Annotated in this window: 21 protein-coding genes; 5 read left to right on the top strand and 16 right to left on the bottom strand. The window is 38.5% G+C overall.

The annotated features are described in order from the left end of the window. Positions 1-26: 26 nt before the first annotated feature. Positions 27-533, bottom strand: coding sequence for a tRNA (cytidine(34)-2'-O)-methyltransferase (locus tag A3G9_RS0101970; protein WP_002817659.1), 507 nt, complete (start codon positions 531-533; stop codon positions 27-29). Further along, on the bottom strand, positions 530-1,678 hold the full coding sequence (locus A3G9_RS0101965) for an AI-2E family transporter (protein ID WP_002821363.1): 1,149 nt from the start codon (positions 1,676-1,678) through the stop codon (positions 530-532). The genes A3G9_RS0101970 and A3G9_RS0101965 overlap by 4 nt, the downstream gene beginning before the upstream one ends. A 55-nt stretch (positions 1,679-1,733) precedes the next feature. Here A3G9_RS0101965 and A3G9_RS0101960 point away from each other — a divergent pair, with 55 nt between their 5' ends. Next, positions 1,734-2,750: a lactonase family protein gene (locus A3G9_RS0101960; RefSeq protein ID WP_002819002.1), complete on the top strand. Its 1,017-nt coding sequence runs from the start codon at positions 1,734-1,736 to the stop codon at positions 2,748-2,750. Here A3G9_RS0101960 and A3G9_RS0101955 read toward each other — a convergent pair whose 3' ends face one another. The 5 genes from A3G9_RS0101955 to A3G9_RS0101935 form a co-directional block, all read right to left on the bottom strand. Further along, positions 2,751-3,650: an RluA family pseudouridine synthase gene (locus tag A3G9_RS0101955; RefSeq protein WP_002821364.1), complete on the bottom strand. Its 900-nt coding sequence runs from the start codon at positions 3,648-3,650 to the stop codon at positions 2,751-2,753. Beyond that, positions 3,650-4,444, bottom strand: coding sequence for an NAD kinase (locus tag A3G9_RS0101950; protein WP_002821365.1), 795 nt, complete (start codon positions 4,442-4,444; stop codon positions 3,650-3,652). The genes A3G9_RS0101955 and A3G9_RS0101950 overlap by 1 nt, the downstream gene beginning before the upstream one ends. Positions 4,445-4,541: 97 nt before the next feature. Then, positions 4,542-6,353, bottom strand: a complete 1,812-nt coding sequence (gene pepF / locus A3G9_RS0101945) for an oligoendopeptidase F (RefSeq protein ID WP_002821366.1) — start codon at positions 6,351-6,353, stop codon at positions 4,542-4,544. 24 nt (positions 6,354-6,377) lie between these two features. After that, positions 6,378-7,466: a competence protein CoiA gene (locus A3G9_RS0101940; RefSeq protein WP_002819006.1), complete on the bottom strand. Its 1,089-nt coding sequence runs from the start codon at positions 7,464-7,466 to the stop codon at positions 6,378-6,380. Positions 7,467-7,491: 25 nt separating this feature from the next. Beyond that, positions 7,492-8,217 carry an adaptor protein MecA gene (locus tag A3G9_RS0101935; RefSeq protein ID WP_002817665.1) on the bottom strand — a complete coding sequence of 242 codons (726 nt, stop codon included), beginning with the start codon at positions 8,215-8,217 and terminating at the stop codon, positions 7,492-7,494. Between the two features lie 54 nt (positions 8,218-8,271). Here A3G9_RS0101935 and A3G9_RS0101930 point away from each other — a divergent pair, with 54 nt between their 5' ends. Beyond that, the gene (locus A3G9_RS0101930) at positions 8,272-8,751 is read left to right on the top strand and encodes a hypothetical protein (RefSeq protein WP_002819007.1); all 480 of its coding nucleotides are present in this window, start codon (positions 8,272-8,274) and stop codon (positions 8,749-8,751) included. Between the two features lie 5 nt (positions 8,752-8,756). Here A3G9_RS0101930 and A3G9_RS0101925 read toward each other — a convergent pair whose 3' ends face one another. From A3G9_RS0101925 to alaS, 4 genes are read right to left on the bottom strand one after another with little or no spacing between them, the layout of a single operon-like run. Next, positions 8,757-9,101: a DUF1292 domain-containing protein gene (locus A3G9_RS0101925; protein ID WP_002820394.1), complete on the bottom strand. Its 345-nt coding sequence runs from the start codon at positions 9,099-9,101 to the stop codon at positions 8,757-8,759. After that, positions 9,094-9,528: a Holliday junction resolvase RuvX gene (gene ruvX, locus A3G9_RS0101920; protein WP_002817668.1), complete on the bottom strand. Its 435-nt coding sequence runs from the start codon at positions 9,526-9,528 to the stop codon at positions 9,094-9,096. The genes A3G9_RS0101925 and ruvX overlap by 8 nt, the downstream gene beginning before the upstream one ends. Next, positions 9,525-9,797, bottom strand: coding sequence for an IreB family regulatory phosphoprotein (locus A3G9_RS0101915; protein WP_002817669.1), 273 nt, complete (start codon positions 9,795-9,797; stop codon positions 9,525-9,527). The genes ruvX and A3G9_RS0101915 overlap by 4 nt, the downstream gene beginning before the upstream one ends. 15 nt (positions 9,798-9,812) lie before the next feature. Continuing rightward, complete coding sequence (alaS, locus tag A3G9_RS0101910) at positions 9,813-12,470, bottom strand: alanine--tRNA ligase (protein ID WP_002821367.1); 2,658 nt, start codon at positions 12,468-12,470, stop codon at positions 9,813-9,815. Between the two features lie 440 nt (positions 12,471-12,910). Between alaS and A3G9_RS0101905 the strand changes: the two genes are divergently transcribed. Together A3G9_RS0101905 and A3G9_RS0101900 are read left to right on the top strand one after the other, a co-directional pair. Further along, positions 12,911-14,347, top strand: a complete 1,437-nt coding sequence (locus tag A3G9_RS0101905; protein WP_002820395.1) for an amino acid permease — start codon at positions 12,911-12,913, stop codon at positions 14,345-14,347. Position 14,348: 1 nt separating this feature from the next. Next, positions 14,349-14,777, top strand: coding sequence for a universal stress protein (locus A3G9_RS0101900; RefSeq protein WP_002817671.1), 429 nt, complete (start codon positions 14,349-14,351; stop codon positions 14,775-14,777). Positions 14,778-14,927: 150 nt separating this feature from the next. Here the strand turns inward: A3G9_RS0101900 and A3G9_RS0101895 are convergent, their stop codons facing one another. From A3G9_RS0101895 to A3G9_RS0101880, 4 genes are all read right to left on the bottom strand, one after another. After that, positions 14,928-16,307, bottom strand: a complete 1,380-nt coding sequence (locus tag A3G9_RS0101895; RefSeq protein ID WP_002819011.1) for an SLC13 family permease — start codon at positions 16,305-16,307, stop codon at positions 14,928-14,930. Positions 16,308-16,425: 118 nt separating this feature from the next. Continuing rightward, entirely contained in the window at positions 16,426-16,836 is a 411-nt protein-coding gene (gene lpdD, locus A3G9_RS0101890) for a prenylated flavin chaperone LpdD (RefSeq protein WP_002821368.1), read from the bottom strand. Between the two features lies 1 nt (position 16,837). Next, entirely contained in the window at positions 16,838-17,407 is a 570-nt protein-coding gene (locus A3G9_RS0101885; protein ID WP_002819013.1) for a UbiX family flavin prenyltransferase, read from the bottom strand. Between the two features lie 12 nt (positions 17,408-17,419). Beyond that, on the bottom strand, positions 17,420-18,895 hold the full coding sequence (locus A3G9_RS0101880; protein WP_002821369.1) for a UbiD family decarboxylase: 1,476 nt from the start codon (positions 18,893-18,895) through the stop codon (positions 17,420-17,422). Between the two features lie 117 nt (positions 18,896-19,012). Between A3G9_RS0101880 and A3G9_RS0101875 the strand changes: the two genes are divergently transcribed. Then, on the top strand, positions 19,013-19,927 hold the full coding sequence (locus A3G9_RS0101875) for a LysR family transcriptional regulator (protein WP_018025213.1): 915 nt from the start codon (positions 19,013-19,015) through the stop codon (positions 19,925-19,927). 70 nt (positions 19,928-19,997) lie between these two features. On the opposite strand, the gene A3G9_RS0101870 is transcribed toward A3G9_RS0101875, so the two are convergent. Next, on the bottom strand, positions 19,998-21,185 hold the full coding sequence (locus A3G9_RS0101870) for an SAM-dependent methyltransferase (RefSeq protein WP_002821370.1): 1,188 nt from the start codon (positions 21,183-21,185) through the stop codon (positions 19,998-20,000). Positions 21,186-21,242: the final 57 nt, after the last annotated feature.

Genomic DNA, 21,242 nt, shown 5'->3' with positions numbered 1-21,242 from the left:
ACGGTCAGATAAAAATACCTTAAGTATTACTTTAACTTGTCTTGATCATATTCGTGAATACGTTCAAGCCCATGAAAATTTTGCTGACGCATTGCCTCATAAAGGACAATTGCGACCGAATTACTTAAATTCAAAGAGCGAACATGCTGATCATTTTGAGGAATTCGAATTGCCTTTTCGGGATTTTTTCGCATAAATACCTCTGGAAGACCATAAGCTTCGTTCCCAAAAAGAAAGTATTGATCTACAGATGTGTTTGAAAAATCAGCCTGATCGTAAGAAATTTTTGCATATTTAGAAACAAGAAAAAGTTTTCCATTGCCAATTGTTTTCAAAAACTCAGGTAAATTTTCATGGATCACTAAATCAACATTGCTCCAATAATCCAAGCCAGCCCGAATTACTTTTTTATCATCCAAATCAAAACCAAGCGGTTTGATCAAATGCAATCGTGCATTAATCGCCGTAGCGGTTCTAGCTATATTGCCTGTATTAGCAGGCATTGAAGGTTCAAACAAAACAATATGATTCATCCTTTAAACAACTCCGAATTTTCTCTCCACCAATGGTAACTTCTGCCGATTAATACTTTTAAAACAGCATAAGCAGGGATTCCAAAGGCAACTCCAAGTAAACCGAACATTTCTCCAGCACCCAGTAAAATAACCAAAACGGTAATCGGATGGATATTCATCGAGGCACCCATAATTTTCGGATGGATTAAACGCGATTCCAATGTCTGCTCAATAACGAAAACAATTAAAACAGCAATCACGAGATGGATTCCACCGAACAAAGCAATAATTATGGCAGGCACCATCACTAGAAAAGAGCCCAAATAAGGAATCAGATTTAGGGGCCCGGCCAATAAACCAATCCAAATTCCATATGGCAGACCAATAATAGAAAAACCGATCATAAACATAATCGAAACAGCAACCGCAGTTAAAATTTGTCCACGCAGATAATCCGAAATCTGTTTATTAATTTCGTGAAGGACTTCCAATAAACTTGGTCGCGTGCGGGCTGGGAAAAACTGTGAAATATAACGCGGTAGCTGATCACCGTCTTTTAGCATGTAATAAAGAATAAAAGGAAAAGTAATTAAAGTAATTACAATCATTGTAATTACTCGAGTTATTTTGCCAACTCCGGCAATGCCGTTAGTTAAATAATTTTTCGACCAATTAATAATCGTTTTATTGAAATTATTATTCGTATCTAATACCCAATTTTTAATCGGTTTTAAACCTGGATAGCTAAGCCATACCTGCAATCTCTTTGACCAATGAGAATAATAATCAGGCCAATGTTTAAAAAAGACAATGAAATTATCGCGAATAATTGGTGCGATATAGACCACGAACAATACCAAAAACAAAGCCACAAACAGAAAAATAATTAAAACAATCAATTGCTTGGACAAATGAAATTTGTCATGAGCCCAATTAACCGATGGAATAAGCAGATAATAAAAAATGCCAGCCGTAATAACCGGTGCACCAACTGCAGAAAAAAGTGCCTTAATCGGTTCAAAAATAAAACTCGTCTTATGAAGCAGGTAGATCGTCAAAAGAAGAAGAATGATCACTAAAAGAACTGAAACCAAGCGATTATTAAAAACCCAACGTTCCAGCCAAGTTTTTTGTTGGTCGGCTTCCTTTTTATTAAATCGCATTGCTCTTTTACTCTATCATGATTGATAATAGTTGTGTAACAAGAAAGGAAAAATAATGAGCTACAAATTACTATTTGGAACTTATACAAAATCTGAATCCAAAGGCCTATATGAAGCTGAACTATCCGATAGTGGCGAACTAAAAAACTTAAAGAACACTGCTGAAATCGGATCTCCAACCTATTTTGCTGTTTCCAATGCTGGATTGCTTTATGCCGTTGACAAACAAGATCAACGTGGCGGGGTATCAGTGTGGGACACTTCGACGATTCCATTCAAAAAAACCGATGAACAAATATCAGACGGATCTTCGCCAGCCTATATATTCGTTGATGAAAAACGGCAACTAGTTTTTACCGGAAATTATCATAAAGGTTTGGTCTCTATTTATAAAATCGATGGTCAAAAATTGATCAAAAGCGATGAATTCAAAAACGAAGGTAGTGGTCCACGTCCGGAACAAGAATCCTCGCATATTCATTTCACGGCTTTAACTCCTGATAATCGTTTGGTAGCTGTTGATCTGGGAAGCGACGAGTTATTAACATTCGAATTATCAAAAGATGGAAAATTATCCCAGCCAACTCGTTTTAAAACAGAAAAAGGCTTCGGTCCTCGGCACATACGCTTCAGTAAAGATGGCAATTATGCCTATCTGCTTGGAGAACTATCTTCGAAATTATCCATTCTAAAATACAAAGAAGGCAAATTCGAGCTCGTTAAAACAGTTTCGACAATTCCAGCAGATTGGACTGCCCATAACGGTGCTGCTGCCATTCGTCTCTCTAATGATTATAAATTCATCTACAACTCAAACAGAGGGTATAATTCAATCGCTGTATTTAAAATATCCGAAAATCAAGAAAATGTTGAATTAATTCAACAAATATCGACAGAGGGAGACTTCCCCCGCGACTTCAACGTAAGCCCAGACGGAAAATATCTAGTAGCTGTCAATCAAAATACCAATAACGCCACAAGTTATTCTATCAATCCCGAAAATGGGAAACTAACTTTAATCCAAAAAGATTTTTATCTGCCAGAAGCGGTTCGTGTTTATTTTGAAAAATAATCAGTAATTTTCAGCTTCGATGATTCTTTGAATATCGTCCGGTAAACCAGCATTGAAGTGCTGGTTTTTATTTGCAAAAGGATCAAAGAAAATCATCTCCGAAGCATGAAGTGCCTGTCGAGAAATTAATTTGGAATGTGCCCCCCCATACAAGACATCACCAATTAATGGATGTCCGACCCAGGCCATATGAACACGGATTTGATGGGTTCGCCCGGTATGCAGTTGAATTCGAAGCTGAGTAAAATTATCAAAACGTTTCTCAACCCAGTATTCAGTGACCGACCTTTTTCCATCTTGACGAACCTGCCGTCTGATAAAATCACCCTCTATCCGACCAATCGGTTCATCAATCATGCCATGGTCCTCTTGAAAATTGCCGGATACCAAAGCGACATAAAACTTTTCAATATCATGGTGTTCCATCAAAGCATCGTTTAGTAAAGCATGAGCAAATTTATGTTTTGCCAGAAGAACCAATCCACTCGTATCGCGATCCAAACGGGTAACGACATGTGGAACAAGACTATCAGCCTTCTCTTGAATCAAATGAGCCTTGATCATATTAACAAGAGTGGTTTTTCGATCGGCATGTCCAGGCACTGTAGTCACAAAAGCCGGTTTATCGACAATCAGGAAGTTTTTATCCTCAAAAACGACTTTCAAAGGATCGGTAAAATCAGCATCCAATTCCACATTTTCTCTTTCCGGAGGCATGAAAATTGTTATTTTTTCACCATTCTTAACGTAATCGTTCGTAAAGACTTCACGGCCTTCGACGACAATCTTTCCTCCAAAATGTTTGATCTGTGAAAACATTCGATGCGACACACCGCGTGCCTTTAGAAACAAACGAACTTTTTCCGGTTCCTTCGTTTCCGAAATCCATGAAAATTCCATTAACACTCGTCTCCGATAAATGAATTTTTAACCCGTTGCCAAAAACTGATCTGCTTATAATTAGCCATTCGTAAAGGCTGTTTGGCGATTTTGAAAACAATTTCCTGATAGCGGTTTTGTGGGAGACGATAGCTATCATAATTTATCGTTGGATCGCCAATTTCCGGAACAACTCGGATCGTTGTATGCGAAGAAACAATAATCGGAGAGCCTAAAGTTCTATAGACACGATTGTTAATAGAAGCAATTTCAGTCATTTGTAGTGCCGAAAAATTGGGATCAATCAAAGCGCCATTCAAAGATTTGTTATATCCGGAAGAACCGGTTGGTGTAGAGATACAAAGACCATCTCCACGGAATTTTTCGAATAATAAATCATCTACATAAACATCGACAGAAAGCGAATTTGTAATTCGATCCAGAATAATTTCATTAACCGCAAGAATATCAGTAATTTGCCCATCCAAATAATGAACTTTCGCTTCCATCAAAGGATAATGAGTTGCCTGTCCGTGATCCTGCTTAATTTTATCAACCAAAAGATCGATTTCATTAACCAGCCAATCAGAATAAAAACCCAAATGTCCGGTGTGGACACCAACAAAACGAATTGTTGACAATTGATTGGCAAATTGGTGGACAGCGGACAAAAATGTCCCATCCCCACCAATTGAAATTACTAAATCAGGAAATTTATCTGTCAGAATTTCGTCAGCATTCTCAAGTTTCTTTCTCAATTCATTAGCCACCTGCAGAGACAAAGGCTGATCATTTGGAAACAAGCAAATCTTCATATATCCCATTCTAACGAATAAACCGTCTTGATAAGTTATTTTTTAAAAAAGCTGAACAAAGTTCGGCTAATTCAAAAATTATGAAATTAATTTCCTTTTAGTTTGTAACAAGTTCCTCGAATTCATTCAAACGTTTTTCAAAAACATCAAAAGCTTTATTCAGATAATCGGGTTTCTCCATATCGACACCGGCTTTTTTGATAATATTCAGAGGATAATCAGAAGAACCAGCTGATAAATAAGAAAGATACAATGGCACATTTCTCTTCGGATCTTCAATAATGCCCTGTGACAAAGTGGTTGCGGCCGACTCTCCGGTTGCATATTGGTAAACATAATAATTGTAATAGAAATGTGGTATCCTAGCCCATTCGAGCGCGATTTGAGAATCAAAAGTCAGGGAATCGCCATAGAATTTTTTATTTAAATCACCATAAAACTTCGATAAGGTTTCCGCTGTCAGGACATTGCCTTTTTGTGCTTCTTTATGCATCCAATCCTCGAATTCAGCGAATTGGGTTTGACGGAAAACGGTTCCTTTGAAACCATCAAGATAATGATTTAACACATAAGCCCTAATTTTTGGATCGCTTTGAGTTTTTAACAAATAATCGGTCAATAACATTTCATTGGTTGTAGAAGCAATCTCTGCCAAAAAAATCGGATAATCTCCATATTGATAAGGTTGATTGCTTCTAGTCAATAACGAATGCTGTGAATGACCTGATTCGTGAACCAGAGTGAAGACATTATCGAGCGTATCTTGCCAATTTAACAAGATATAAGGAACAGTATCATAAGCTCCATCTGAATATGCGCCGGAACGTTTACCAGCATTTTCCGGCACATCAATCCAGCGTTCGTCGAATTCGCGTTGAATTCCATTAAGATATTCGTCACCCAATGGTTTCAAAGCTTCTAAGACAATCGCTTTGGCTCCTTCAAAATCAACCGGGAAATCGACTTTGCCGGTAAGGGGTGTGTAGAGGTCATAACTATGTAATTCAGAAAGACCAAGCAGTTTTTTTCGCAGGCTTACATATCTATGAAGCAAATTCAAATGTTGATCGGTTGTTGTAATTAAAGTATTGAAAACCGTCTCTGGAATATTATGACTGAAAGTTTCTGCTTCCAAATCACTCTTGAATTTGTGGGCAAGAGCCAAAAAATTATCAGATTTCATTTGTCCGTATAAAGTTGACGCAAAAGTATTCTTTAATTTGTCATAGGCCTTATAAAGGGTTGTAAAAGCAGTCTTTCTAATCTGGCGATTATCGGACTCGAGCATCCTTGAATAAAGGCCTTGGGTCAATTCAACTTTCTCGCCTGTCTCGTCAACCACATCGTCATATTTCAAATCAGAATCATTCAAAACACTAAAGATTTGTGAGCTATTCGATAAAACATCTCCTGCAGCGGCCAGCAACTTTTCTTCAGCAGGAGTCAAAGTATGATCACGATTGCGAGCGTATGAATCAATCATATGACGGTAATCTTCCAATTCAGGTTCATCCTGATAAAAGGAAGCCAATTCATCCGGAGTAAAAGCGATGATAGCCGGAGTCAAAAAAGAACTCGCCGACTCAGCCTGGGCCGCTAAGCTTCCAACTCTTGCGTTAAAAGCTGCATATTTATTATTGCTGGTATCCTGATCGGATTTCCTTGAAGCATAAACATACACTGTCTCGACCAGCCTGTACATATCCAAAATTGATTTAATGGCATGTAAAAGACTCTTTGCATCTTTCACTGTAGCGGCCAATTGAGAAACGCCTTTGATTTTCGTTTCCGAACTTTGAAAAGCTTTTTCCCAATCATCGTCCGTCTTAAAAATTTTGCTAAGATCCCATGTTTGAGCCGGATTTTTTTCAACTTCAGCCCGAGTTATCTGTTTTTTGCTTTCTGTCATAGACCCTCCGTAATTGAAACCATTTTAACGCAAGAAGAATAGTTTCTGTTGATAATTCTCAAACCATATTGGTAATTTCTTAACCAAAACATACGAAAGTTTAAGATCAATAATTCCCTTTTCAACCAATTCCTGCAATAATTTTAGAAAGGCATGTTTGGCAAATTGGCTTTCAATTGATCTTTCATAGAAATATTTATCGGAAGTAAATTTTTTTGATAAATAACTGACTGGACAAAGATTGTCTTGGTCAAATTCCTCTAATTCCAAAATAATCATCAAACGCCAGTGCCAATTTGTGGTTTTCAAACCGGCTTGAGTTCCCTGATGAATTATCCAGGGTCCGCAGGCAACGTTAATATGTCGATGTTTGTATACCAACCGACAAATTTCAGTCGGAACACGTTTTAAGAGCAAATCTTTTTGTAAAGCATTCGCCTGTTTAAATAAAATCTTTTTATTGATTAAAATTTCCTCTGATTGTTCAGTCAAAGACTGCTTCAGAAAAAAATTCTTAATAAAACTATTAAACGGAACTCTATGAACTACCGGTTCGAATTTATAATAATCTCTTTTGAAAAGCGCAGTCAAAATTATAATTTCATGCTTGTTTTGATCATAGTAATAGACTTTCGTCTCTTGATCAGCAAATTTAAATACAGTCCTCTGACTAGGATTTGTAAAAGAATAATTTGGACCCAAAAACCAGATAACCGATAAGCCAATAGACTTATAACCCTGATTTCTTTCTCTAAGTCGAGGAATACTAATAGGACTTTGCTGAAACTTGATTGCCAGTTCCTTCCCAGCCGAATCGCTGATTATTAAATCAGCTCTTTGAGAAATCAAGGGCAAAACTTTTTCCAATTCAGCTCGGTAGCCGAGTCTTTCAGTAGCCTCTTTTATTTTTTGCTTTGCCAGCAAATGAATTTCACTTTCATTTTCTGAAAAACTGTTGCAATTATCCCTGGCTGAATGAGCAAAATAAGGAATTCTGATTTCTCCATGACAAAGAAGCAGTCTTTTTTTACAAAACGGGCAATAAAAAAACTCGCCACGACGAGCGCGACCAGCTTCAACTAATACATTATGGCAATCCTTGGCAACAAGCATATCTAATACTTATTACGCAAAAAAATCAATTTTTAAAAAATTTTTTTGATAACTCGAGAGCGCTATTCAAGAAAATTGGTTTCTTTAAGTCACTTGCTTCGATTTGACTACCATCAACCCGCAGACCAAAATCGCTCATTAACAATTGAATCGCTTCAGCCTTTTTCGTCCTTGAAAGTAGATGAAGCAGAAAGGAACGATGAACGGAAGAATTTTTATCAGCTGTTTGAATTTCATAAAGATCAGAAACAAGCTGCCGAGAGTCGATTTGATTAACAACAGTTAAAAACTCATCAAAATCAGTAAATAAATACCAATTATTCAAAACACCATGCGGATGCTTTCTCTTTGCCTGTAGGATTTGTTTGCCCCTACTTAAAACAGTTGTTTTTTTTGAATGAGCTGGATCATCATATCCCCGCAGCAATTTAACAATTGTCGGATCAACTTGTTCGTTTTTTAGCGAGAAGACTGCCTTGCCACTTTCATCAACTGAAACATTCGGATCATCAACAATTTTCGAAATGAAAAGTTCGACTCCATGTTGTCCAGTCGGGAGAATTTGGAAAGTAACCTGATCGTCGTTACTAAAGGAATGATCGGCATCCGCTTCGTCCAAAATTGAATAGAAAAAACTTTCGACTTCACTACGATCGGACATCAAATCCATCATTGAGACGTGGCGATCATCAAGATCAGCTTTCGTCAGCATGATATGTAACGTATTCGCATCAATTTTTTCTAATTTCATTATCTCTATTATATCAATCCGTTTAACTGCAAATTATAGCGTTAAAATTTAATTATGAATAAACTATATTTGACCCTAGGAAGTAAAGATTATCTTTTGAAATTGTCTGATCAAAATGAAGAGAATAATTTGCAATTGATTTCAAAACCCGGTCAATCGCAATTTGGCATTCTTTCCCAAGAACTCTTAAAAGGAAGTTCCGAATCAATTGAATTGAATGTGAAACACATAATTACCGATACTCGTCAGGACACACATTTAATTGCTTTTTATTATTTCGTTGGCGAAGATAAACAAGCCGAAATCGCCGAAAAAACCCTAACTCTAAATCAAAATAAGTTAAGTCAATACGGCGCCTCGGGAGTTGTTTGGTTACAAGAGAACAAAGATCTCCACCGCTACGTCTTAAAAGCGGAATTCAATGATGCAATTTCCTATCAACATTTCACCAGTTCACAACTGCTTATGAAATTGATCAGTAATTTTTATTCTAGTTTCAATGTTTTGTATACTAAAGGACTTGATGAAGACTAAAACAATTAGTCTTCATCATTTTTATCATCAGTTCGCAAAGAATCGTCTTCGACAAAAGTATTCAGGACTTCTGAGACCATATTCCACTCATCATCATTTTCAATTGGATAAAGGTCGGAATCAGTTTCCGAATCTCCGGAAGTCGGATCAAAACTAAAAGCCTGAATCTCGACTTCCTGGTCTGGGTCCTCAACAGTAATTCGATCACTGCCGGCCGGAGTGAATAAAATATAATCTTTTTTATATTCGTCAGAATGAAAAGTGAACAAGATTTCGTATAAAGATTCATTGCCCTTTTCATCCGTTAAGGTTACATATTTATCGTTATCCTGCTGATCTTTGTTAGCCATTTGTAAGTCTTCCTTTTTTGTCGAGGTAGTTTTGCAATATTAACTGAGCTGCCAGACTATCAATAACCTTTTTTCGCTTTGCACGTGACAAATCTGCCTCTTCTATCAACATCCGATTGGCTTCGACACTAGTCAAACGCTCATCTTGATAATCAATCGGGAGGCCGAATCGTTCAGACACCATTTTTCCATAATTCCGCGAAGCTTCGACTCGCGGGCCTTCGGTATTATTCATATTTTTCGGTAAGCCGATAACAATTCCGCTTACTTTTTTTTCGGAAATAATTTGCCCAAGTCGGTCTAGACCAAATTCGCCCTGTGCCTCATTGATACGAATAATTTCGATTGAACTAGCGGTCCAACCCAAAGGATCCGACTGAGCAACCCCAACGGTTTTTGAACCGACATCCAAGCCCAGCAGCCTCATTTCTTCTGATCCGTTTTATGATCCGAAAGATAATCTTTGACAAGTTCCTCGACAATTTCATCACGTTCAAAACGACGAATCAAGTTACGCGCATCATTGAGCCGCGGGATATAGGCCGGGTCTCCAGAAATTAAATAACCAACAATTTGATTAATCGGATTATAACCTTTTTCCTCCAAAGCCTCATACACCAGCTTAAGCATCGAACGAACGTTTTCCGGTTTTTGCGAACCAAAATTAAATACAGTTGTATCTTCAAATTCTGCCATCCACTATATTCTACCCTATCGTTGATCAAGACTTTCCAAGTATTCGGAAACACTTGCCAAAGCATTAGCAATACCAGCCGGATTTTTACCACCAGCCTGAGCAAAATCCGGACGACCACCACCACCGCCTTGAATTTTGGGAGAAATCGCTTTAACAACATTACCAGCCTTAACTTCGTTCGGTTTTGCAGAAGCAGCAACCAATAGGGCTTTACCATTATTGTTTGTAGCAATAATTATTAGATCAGAGACTGCCCTTTGCCGCCATTCATCGACAATTTTTCTCAGACCGTCAACTGTTTGATTATCAATTTGAGCAGCTATATAACTATATTTTCCAGCTTGAAGAGTTTTTTCGAAAATTTTGTCGGCAGCAACATTAGCTGCTTTATCAGACAAAGATTCTACCTGCTTTTGGACATTTTTTAAATTATTTTGTAAATCAACAATTTTATCGGGAACATCCGCTAATTTTTGCGCACTTAAAAATTCGGCTGCTTTTTTTAGTAGTTTTTCATGGTTTTTTAACATTTTAAAAGCAGATTGACCAGTGACAGCTTCGATTCGACGAGTTCCCGCTCCAATGCCGGACTCGCTGACAATTTTAAATAAACCGAGTTCGCTGGTATTCTTAGCGTGCGTTCCTCCATCAAACTCTTTGTTGAAGTCGCCAATAGAAACAACTCGAACTTTTTTTCCATATTTTTCGCCAAAGACAGCCACGGCCCCAAGCTTTTTCGCTGATTCAATATCAGTTTCGATCCAAGAAACCGGCAAAGCATCTGCTATTTTCTGATTAACCAGATCTTCGATTCGATCCAAGGTTTCTGTTGGAACCGGTCCTTGATGTGTGAAATCAAAACGTAAATAATCTGGTTCGACCAAAGATCCGGCTTGATGAATATTGCCAGCAATAACATTACGCAAAGCCTGATCCAACAAATGCGTCGCCGTATGATTTTTCGAGACAGCAACGTGGCGATGCATGTCAAGACGAAGGTTTACTTTTTGACCAATTTTAAGATCGGAAATAAGTTTAGCAGTATGAATATGTTGTTTATTGGGAGCGTTTTGGACATCTGTTACCTGTGCCAACACTTTTCCATTCGCTGCTTGTACAGTTCCCTGATCAGCCACTTGGCCACCCATCTCAGCATAAAAAGGTGTTTTATCAAAAATCAACAAAGCTTTTTGACCGGCTTTGGCATCATCAACCTGTTGATCATCTACTATAATAGCTGCAATTTTTGCATCATCGACACTGCTTTGCTTCCAACCAACATAGACCGATGGAACCTTTAAGCTCATCAAAGCTTCATCCTGAAAACCAAAAGTTTTCAGTTTCCCTTGAGCTGTACGAGCTCTATTTTGCTGATCCTTCATTTCTTTATCAAACGAAGTTGTATCAACAGTCAAGCCGGCATCGGCAGCCTGTTCTTCAGTTAATTCAAGGGGAAATCCATAAGTATCGAAAAGTTTGAAAGCATCTTTCCCAGAAATCTGAGTTGCATTATCTTTATGAGCTTTTTCAATCAGATCGTCGAGTAAATTCAAGCCGGCTGTCAGGGTTTTATTGAATCTTCCTTCTTCGCTCTGAATTACTGGAATAATTTTGTCCTCGTTTTCAAGAATTTCCGGATAATATGCTTCCATTATTTTCCCAACGATTGGAACTAATTGAGTCAAAAACGGTTTTTCGATTCCCAATTTGCGTCCATGCATAACTGCCCGACGCAACAGACGGCGAATCACATAACCACGACCGGTATTTCCCGGCAGAGCGCCATCGGAAATTGCAAAAGTCACTGCACGAATGTGATCAGCAATTACCTTGAAACTGACGTCTTCATCTTTAATCTTTCCATATCTTTTTCCGGACAACTGCTCTACTTTGCGTATAATTGGCAAAAATAGATCTGTTTCAAAATTAGTTGGTGCATTTTCAAAGATTGAGACTACTCGTTCAAGTCCCATTCCAGTATCAATATTTTTATGTGGCAACTCTGGATACTTGGAATTATCTGTCAAACCGGGTAAATGATTGAATTGAGAAAAAACGATATTCCAAATTTCAAGATAACGTTCATTTTCACCACCCGGATACATTTCGGGATCATTATCAGGCAAATTTTGAAATTTGGGTCCACGATCAAAAAAAACTTCTGTGTCGGGACCGGAAGGGCCTTCCCCAATGTCCCAAAAGTTATCGTCTTGAGGAATCGTATGGCCAGCAACAAAATCTGCTTGTGATTCCCAAAGTTCTTTGGTCTCGGTATCTCGGGGATAGTAGGTTATAAAAAGTTTTTCCGGTTCGATCCCATACCATTCTGGACTTGTCAATAATTCCCAAGCCCAAGGAATTGCTTCTTTTTTAAAATAATCGCCAACGGAAAAATTTCCGAGCATTTCAAAAAAAGTGTGGTGCCGGGCCGTGTGACCAACATTTTCAATATCATTGGTACGAATTGATTTTTGCGCATTGGTAATCCGTGGATTATCTGGTATCACTGAACCGTCAAAGTACTTCTTTAGAGTAGCAACACCGGAATTAATCCACAAAAGACTTGGATCATCTTGAGGGATTAGTGACTGACTGGGTTCGATTTTATGTCCTTTGGATTGAAAAAAATCAAGAAACATCTGACGAATTTGTGCTGAATTAAGTTTTTTCATTGTTACCTCGAATAATAAAAAAACATCATGTTAATGCCCGGGCGATAAATCGCGGTACCACCGGGCTTCACACAATGTTTGTGTCTCTTTTTTAAATTAATTAATAAACGGGAGCCTTTTGATTAGGAATTAGGCCCTCACATCAACCAGGCCCTCTCTGAAAAAACGTTCTCAAAATATATCCGTTTTCTATTCAACTATACCACGGTGATTATTTTTTTAATTCAATCATTTTCTAAAAACAAAGAAAAAATTCGAAAAACAATTTTTTTCATCATTATTTGTGGAAAAGAAATCAATAAAAATTTGTTTTGATTAATTAATGTTCGTAATTTGCCCCTAATTAGAGCATTTTTATGAATTTTTTTAATTTTGTTCTAGCTATAAGCAACATTTAGTAATAGAATGTTCATTAAATTTTATGAAAGAAGGTAATTTAAATGGATATCTTTAGAAAAAAAGACGTCGGTGAGATTTTAAAACATTCGACGCCTTTAAAAAGGACTTTGCGAACGTGGGATTTAACTTTCCTTGGTATCGGAGCAATTATCGGTACCGGAATCTTCGTTCTAACCGGAAAGGGAGCGTTAACAGCTGGACCGGCAATCTCGGTATCATTTCTGGTTGCGGCAATCTGCTGTGGCTTTGCCGGTCTCTGTTACGCTGAATTTGCTTCAATGGCACCAGTGGCCGGTTCGGCTTACACATACTCTTACATCGCTTTTGGTGAGATTATTGCTTTTATTATCGGTTGGGATTTAATTTTGGAGTATGCATTAGGAGCGGCAACCGTCTCTGTCGGCTGGTCAGGATATTTCGCCAATTTGCTTGGCAATCTGGGAATTCATATTCCGACCGTTTTAACGGCAGCAGCTGGCACAACCGCTGGCGTTACGAGCTATTTTAATTTACCAGCCTTTTTAATTGTTTTATTGATTACTTGGATTATTTCAATTGGTATTACGCAAACAAAAAGAGTAAACGATACGATGGTTATTGTCAAGTTAGCTGTCATCCTACTCTTTATCGTCTGCACAATTTGGTTCATTAAGCCACATAACTGGCAGCCTTTTTCTCCTTATGGTTTGTATTCTTTCCATAACGGTACGGCAGCCGGAATTATTCCAGCGGCTTCAATTGTATTTTTCTCGTTTATCGGTTTTGATTCCGTTTCTTCTAGTGCTGAAGAAACAATCAATCCAAGCAAGACTCTTCCTCGTGGGATCTTGTTGTCCTTATTTATCTCAACGGTTCTATATATCATTATGACTTTGATTATGACCGGTGTTGTGAAGTTCACTGTTTTTGCAAAATATTTAAATGCACCGGTTTTGGCGGTTCTGCATTCAACCGGGCAGACTTGGTTATCAATCATTGTAAGTATCGGTGCTATTTTGGGTATGACGACCGTCATCCTGGTTCAGCTTTATGGACAATCTAGAATTAGTTATTCAATGTCGCGCGATGGTTTGTTTCCAAAGTTTTTTGGAGATGTTAATATGAAATACCAAACTCCCTTTAAAGGTACTTGGTTCTTTGGTATCATTACAGCGATTGCCGGTGGTTTGATAAACTTGAATATTCTAGCCGAACTAGTTAATATCGGAACATTAACTGCCTTTATTCTCGTTTCAGCTGGTGTCCTTTGGATGCGTCATTCCCACCCGGAAGTTCATCGAGGTTTCAAGGCACCAGGGGTTCCATTTACTCCAATCATCGCAATTATTTTCTGTTTGGTTTTGATTGCAGGTTTGAATTGGGAAACCTGGATTAGATTTATCGTTTGGTTCGCTATTGGTATGATTCTTTATTTTGGATACGCCAAAAAGCATTCCAAGTTAAATTCTTTTAAACCACAAGATAAGGGAGCTGATTGATATGGTTTATAAAAATATTTTAGTTGGCTTGGATGGTTCTTCCCAAGCGGATAACGCTTTTAAAGTAGCTTGCGGATTGGCAAACGCGCTTTCAGCCGATCTTCATCTAATTTGGATTGTTAATCGAGACAGAGGAATGGATTCCTCCTTTGGTGTTAACGAAGATTTCTATCGTGATCAGTATCATCAAGTTCAAGATAAGCTTGTTTCCTATGTCGAGGATGCGAAAAAAGCTGGTCTGAAAGTGACAGGCGAAGCCCTCGTGGGCAACATTAAATTGGTTTTGGCAAATGAATATCCAAAAGAGCACGGAATCGATCTAATTGTTCTTGGTAACACTGGATTGAACACCGTGGAAAAACTGGTTGTCGGTTCGCACACCAGTTATGTAATTAGAAATTCAGCTTGCGATGTTCTTGTTGTTAAATAAAAAAAAGCCTTAATTACCAATTAAGGCTTTTTTTGATGATCAATTTTTGGATTCCCAAAAATAATACTTACAATTCTAGGCCTGTTTTAACCCAACAAAAAAAGCCACTAAGTTAACTTAGTGGCTTTATATATAATCTTTAACAATAGCTTATACAAAACCAATTAATTTCCACCAAAAAATTTCAACAACTGCCACGATGAACATCACAATCGTCAATGGTATGCCCAAACGCATAACCTGTTTTTGATTATAGCCTCCACCGGTGTCGGGATCACTCCCGACTAATATAGCCATATTGTGAAAAGGCAGAATATAGTGAAGATTAACTACAGAAAAGACCAACAGCGAAATCGCCAAGGGGTTAACGCCCATATGGGTAGTGGCCGCCAAGAAGGCTGGAATTGTAACTCCCATAACTGCAATGACCGAACCCATGAACATGTGAATGACCATCGCACCAATCGTAATTATGATTGCCAGCAGATAAAGATTTTGTGGTAAGGAAGAAGGCAAGATCGTCTTGGCAATCCAACTATTCATTCCAGTAACTTTACCAACAACACCAATCGTAATTGCCGATGTCAAAAATATCAATACATTGACAGGTACACCACTCCACGATTTAGCTGTTAATACTTCGCCGATCAATGGAAGACTCATTAGCAGCGCGACAACCAGCGTTAGCCAGCCAACATCAATTCCGGTTATTCCACTGGTTAGCCATAGAGCAATCGCAATTACCAGCCAAATTAGAGTACGAGTTTCCTTCTCGGAAAAAGCACCAAGCCCTTTTTGCTTCAGTCTTAAAGCATCAACATCAATTGACACCTCTTTGGTTGGACGAAATAAAACCATAATCAACAGCATAGTTATAATAGCTGCTATAATCATCGGAACACTCATGTAATAAAAGTAAGACATAAAACTGACTTTTACGCCCGAATCCGCGACCGCTAATGGATTAAGTGACGTGTCGCCGGTTAAGAACACTCCTGACAAAGGACAAGAAGCTGCGAAAACCGTCAGACCTAGTTTGGCTTGGTCCTCCTTCGCCATGTGAGCGCTTGAAGCAACAACGTCTATGACGGACATGATCAAGAATGCTCGTGGCCACGGATGTGGAATCAAAAGCGATAGGATGAATGTCAACACGAAAATTGAAATAATAATTCCGTTCCAGGAACGAACAAAACGCACAATAAAGGCGTAAGCAATTCGTTCCCCTAACCCAGAATCTTTTACAGCTCCCGCAATCAAATAGGCTCCAATCACCAACCACATAATTGATCCTGTCCAGGCGTCTGAAAACACTTGGGCAGGAGTAGCTACTTGGAAAATTATTAAGAGCATCAGATAAATCCCACCAACAAAAGCGGGTTGAGCAATTTGAGTTGCCCACCAAACAACAGTCATCAAAGTCAATGCCAAATCGAGCCGACCAGTTGTAGATAAACCGCTAAATGGGATTAAATCAATGATTACGAACACCACGACTCCGCTTAGAAAGCCGATTGTTTTTTTAGTCATAATTCAAAGTTTTTTCTTTTCTTTCGACATTTTGATTTTCGATTGCTTTTTTAACTGCCAAATAGTGGAGATAATAAGTAAAAAAGAATTTAGAATCGTTGTCGTTTTTTATTTTCTTTTATTCTGGATGTTTATAAATCGGTTTAGAAGTATTTTCAGGATGTGATTTGAGCCAAAGCAGTAATTGTTCACCTAGTTTATCCGACATTGGTCCTGCAGCGGCAATCTGTTTTTTTGTAATGTAGTTAACATGCACGCCAGCCGTGATCACACAATTTCTTGTAAGACTGTGACTAATTTTCGCAGCAATTCTTTCTGTGATCAAATCCTCTTTATGAAAGCCTTCGTGTGGGCTAAGAAAACGAACTGTTTGGGTTTTAAGGCCGGGAGCCAGAGTAGTAACGACACCGATATGCGGGTTTGTTCCTCCTGTAACGCTGATTAAAAGATCCGGTCCTATCTGTCGAACAAGCATATCCAAGGAATAACCAGATTGAGCTACAGTAAATTTAAATGTTTTTTCCGGCACTTCAATCCCCCTCCCAGCGGTTATCGAGATTATTGTTGATTGAAAAAGCATCAAGTATTTTCATCGTCTGATGATTGATCAAATCTTGAATCGTTTTCGGATGGCCATAAAAGGCAGGAATCGGTGGAATGATTTGTACGCCCAGCCGCGCCAATCTAGTCAAATTTTCCAAGTGAATAACACTCAAGGGTGTCTCTCTAGGAACTAAGATCAACTTGCGTTGCTCTTTAATAGCTACATCAGCAGCTCGAGCAATTAAATTGTCACCAAAGCCACTGGCAATTCCAGCAACTGTCTTCATACTGGCCGGAACAATCACCATACCGTCATTTAAGAAAGAACCACTGGCGATCGCTGCTCCCTGATCATGGATATTATAAGTATAATTGGCAAGTTCTTTGATTTGATCAATAGAATAATCGCTCTCCAACGAAAGATTCTTCTTGGCCCAACTGCTCATAACCAGATGAACTTCGACATTGGATATGGCATGAAGTTGCTTTAAAAGGTCAACGGCATAAATAGTGCCTGAAGCACCACTAACCCCAACAATTATTTTCTTCACAGCCATAATTTCTCCGCTTCATTTTAAATATTTTTCCCAATCCGGAACTTCTTTAAATTGAGCACGTTCAAATTGATCGCGAATATCGAATGGTACAGTACCATCAATCACAAGTTTGGAACTCATTCCTCTAATTCTAATCGACTTTGGATCGTATGCTGGCCGTTCCGATGGATCAAGTGGGTGGTTCCGCATACCTGACAATACCATGACGTCCTGATCTGCTTGGAACCTGGTATTGATCGTCCAAACAACATCATTCATATCGAAAATATCGACATCATTATCAACCAAAAAGACAGTTTTAAGTTCCTTAAAGGCTGCGAAGGCCAGAATTGCGGCTTGCCTCTGGATCCCTTCATCGGCCTCGTTATCTTTGTGGATTTGCATGATCGTCATCAATTTTCCACCACCTGCCGGTGGATTATAAACATTTTTAACTTTCCCGGGAATTGCTCGGTTTACCAACTGTAAGATACTTGCTTCAGTAGTAATTCCAGCCATGCTGACATGTTCCTCGCTTGGGCCTATTACACTTTGCATGATCGGATGATCTTTACGGTGTGTGACAGCCGTTACCTTAATAACCTGTAGAGCCGGATTGGCATCCCCATCGTAGCCAGGAAATTCCGGCATTGCTTTACCGGTATGAGTATTAATATCTTCTTGAATCCGCTCGTTAGGCATAATGTAGCCTTCCAAAGTGTATTCTGCCCGAGCAATCGCTTTTTGATCAACAGTTAAACCATCAACTAATTGAACCGCCTGGTTTCTAATAGCACCAGCAACTCCCAATTCGTTATAACCAAGTGGTGTCGTTGGTGGCTCAAAAGTGACCCCAATCGTAACAGCTGGATCCAAACCAATATTGATCGTGATTGGCATCGGTTTATTAGCTTTTTCAAATTCTTCGGCAAAATGACCAATATGGCGACCGCCAGGTTGAATGAAGATCCCTAGTTTATCCTTATCTTCCAAAACCATTCGATGAATCGTCACATCACTCATCGTTTTGTCCATATTTGAACCGAAAACAACTCCGCAAGAAATATACGGTCCGGCGTCGAGTGGCGTATTCGTAGGAGCCGGAACCAACTTGCGAATATCAAAGCCAGGATCTTCTGCACGATAAACAACTTCGTGGGCCGGAGCCTGATTTTCATCTACAACTACCGGAGCAATCGGTTTGGACACCGAGTCATTTAAAAATTGACCCAATGTTCGAAAATCGTGGTGCAGCATCTTGCCAACTCGCTTACGACTAGCCATTAAACCAATCAATACGCGTGCATCGGAAAAACCTTTAACGTTATTAAAGACCATCGCCGGTCCTTCTTTTGTCGGCCTTTCCACAGTTCCACCAGCACCAATGTAGCGATAGACGCCAGATAATTCAGCATCCGGATCAACTTCAACATCAGTCGCATGATATTGTTGCGGATCATCTTTAATTTCATCAAGGACTCTTCTCAAGTCCCATAACTGTTCTGTCATATTTATAAGCCTCCTGATATCGCTTACATTTTTAATCATAAAAAATCGTGAAGTTGTGATCAAATCCGCTTTAGACTAATATTATGATCAGATAGAATAATATATCGGAGATAAACGATGACAATTGATGATTTAAAATCGTTCATGTTGGTTTGTCGCCTGCACAGTTTTTCAACCGCTGCGGTCGAGCTCTCAATGACGCAATCAGCACTCTCAAAACGTTTGCAGGCTATTCAGCAAGAAGTTGGCAGCGAATTTATTAGTACTGAAAATAGACGGCAGATTCTAATAACCGAAAGCGGAAAAGTATTTTATCGCTATGCGCAAAGAATTGTCTCAAGTTATGATGAACTTGAACAAGAACTCAAGGCTTATCGAGAACTAAAAAAAGGAAATCTGCAAATTGGCAGAGTTCCAGTTATGTCGCAATACGGTTTGACAAAAATCATAAACATTTTCGAACGAAGTTACCCGCAAATTGACATTCATTTAAACGAACTTGAAGGCAATGACTTGTTGATGGTACTAAAAGCGGGCGAAATTGATGCCGGAATAATTCGTGATATTCAAACAAAAACGATCGATAATAATCATTTTAATTCCTATACCCTTGATCGCGATGAACTAAAAGTGGTTTTGCCCGCGAATGATTCTTTGAATAACAAAAAAAGAATAAGCATTGAGGAGCTGGCAAACTATCAAGTAATTTCGCTTGAAAGCGGTTCGGGAATTTATGAAAAAATGGTCGAGATATACAATAACGCGGGTATTCCTTTAAACGTAGGCTTTAAAACAACTCATATTGAAACAATTATGGGAATGATCAAGAATTCCGATCAAATCACGTTTTTATTCAAGAAGTCGGCAATGCCATTTATGAATAAACAACTGGTTATGTTATCGTTGGATCAACCAATCTATAGCAATCTGGAATTAATTTGTCCAAGAGAGAACCAACATAAGCCTGCCNTAACAAAATTTATCGAATATATGAAAAAATATACGTCAGAACCCGTTGAATCATATCCGTAATTCATTTTAATTAAAAAAAATAAAATTTTTAAAATTAAAAAACCCGAAATAGGCTTTTTGTGATTAAAAATTAACTTAATTCATGTTCATAAATATAATTACGAGTCATTGGCAATTTAATTCCACTAGGACCATTTGTCACCAAAAACTGCATTACATCAATATTACCGGCTTCAAATGATGCTGCCGCACCCTGTAAATAAAGATCCCACATGCGGGCGAAATCTTTTCCATATCGTTGCGCAGTTTGATCAAAAACCTTGTGATAATTATGATACCAGTGTTCCAAAGTAGCTTGGTAATGACGACGCAGCGGTTCCAAATCGTTCAACTGTAAACCGGCGTCCATAATATGAACGATATTTTCAGCCATATTTGGAATGTATCCGCCAGGAAAAATATATTTATTCAAGAAAGGATCGACACCGACTCCTTGATGCTGTCCGGTAATTCCATGAATCAGGGCTCGACCGTTTGGCATCAACAATTCCTTGATTTTCTTAAAGTAAAGACCGAGATTTTCTTTACCAACATGCTCGAACATGCCAACTGAAGTTACATAATCAAATTGTTCGTCTTTGAGATCACGATAATCCATTAAACGAACTTCGACCTGTTCTTGGAGATTATTATCCTGAATTTGCTTTTTCGTATATTCGTATTGCTCCTCGCTCAATGTAATACCAATAGTTTTCAAATGAAATTCTTTAGCAGCCGTAATAATCAAAGTACCCCAGCCGCTGCCGATATCTAATAGTCGGCCGCCAGCCGCCGGATGCAATTTATAAAGAATATGACGAACTTTATTCATCTGTGCAGTTTCCAGTGAATCATCAGGATGTTCAAAATAAGCACAGGAATAAGTCATCGTTTTATCTAGCCACAAACGATAAAAATCGTTTCCTATATCGTAGTGACTTTGAACGTCTTTCTTATCCGCTTCTTCGGAATGAGACATTTTTGGCAAAAATTTAACGAATTTTTTATCAGTCAAAAAGCTGCCAGCATTGCGATAAGCAGAAGCGACAAGTTCTTGGATGCTACCGTTAATCTCGATATCTCCCCGCATATATGCTTCGCCAAGCGTTAGAGTTGGCTGACTCGTTAAATTTTTAATTGTAATTTCTTTTTTAATTTCAATCCCAATTTTTGGCTTACCAGTCCCATAAGCTTCGGTCTTACCATCCCAATAAGTAACGGTAACTGGAATATCAAATGCTCGACTAAGTAGTCGGCGATAAATGGTTTTCTCTAACATTTAATCACTTTACCTTCCCATCTTTTTATCGTAACACTAGCTGTCAAGACCTAAAAA

Source organism: Oenococcus oeni DSM 20252 = AWRIB129 (genome assembly GCF_000372485.1).
GTDB lineage: Bacteria > Bacillota > Bacilli > Lactobacillales > Lactobacillaceae > Oenococcus > Oenococcus oeni.
This window is presented reverse-complemented; position numbering and strand designations above follow the sequence as displayed.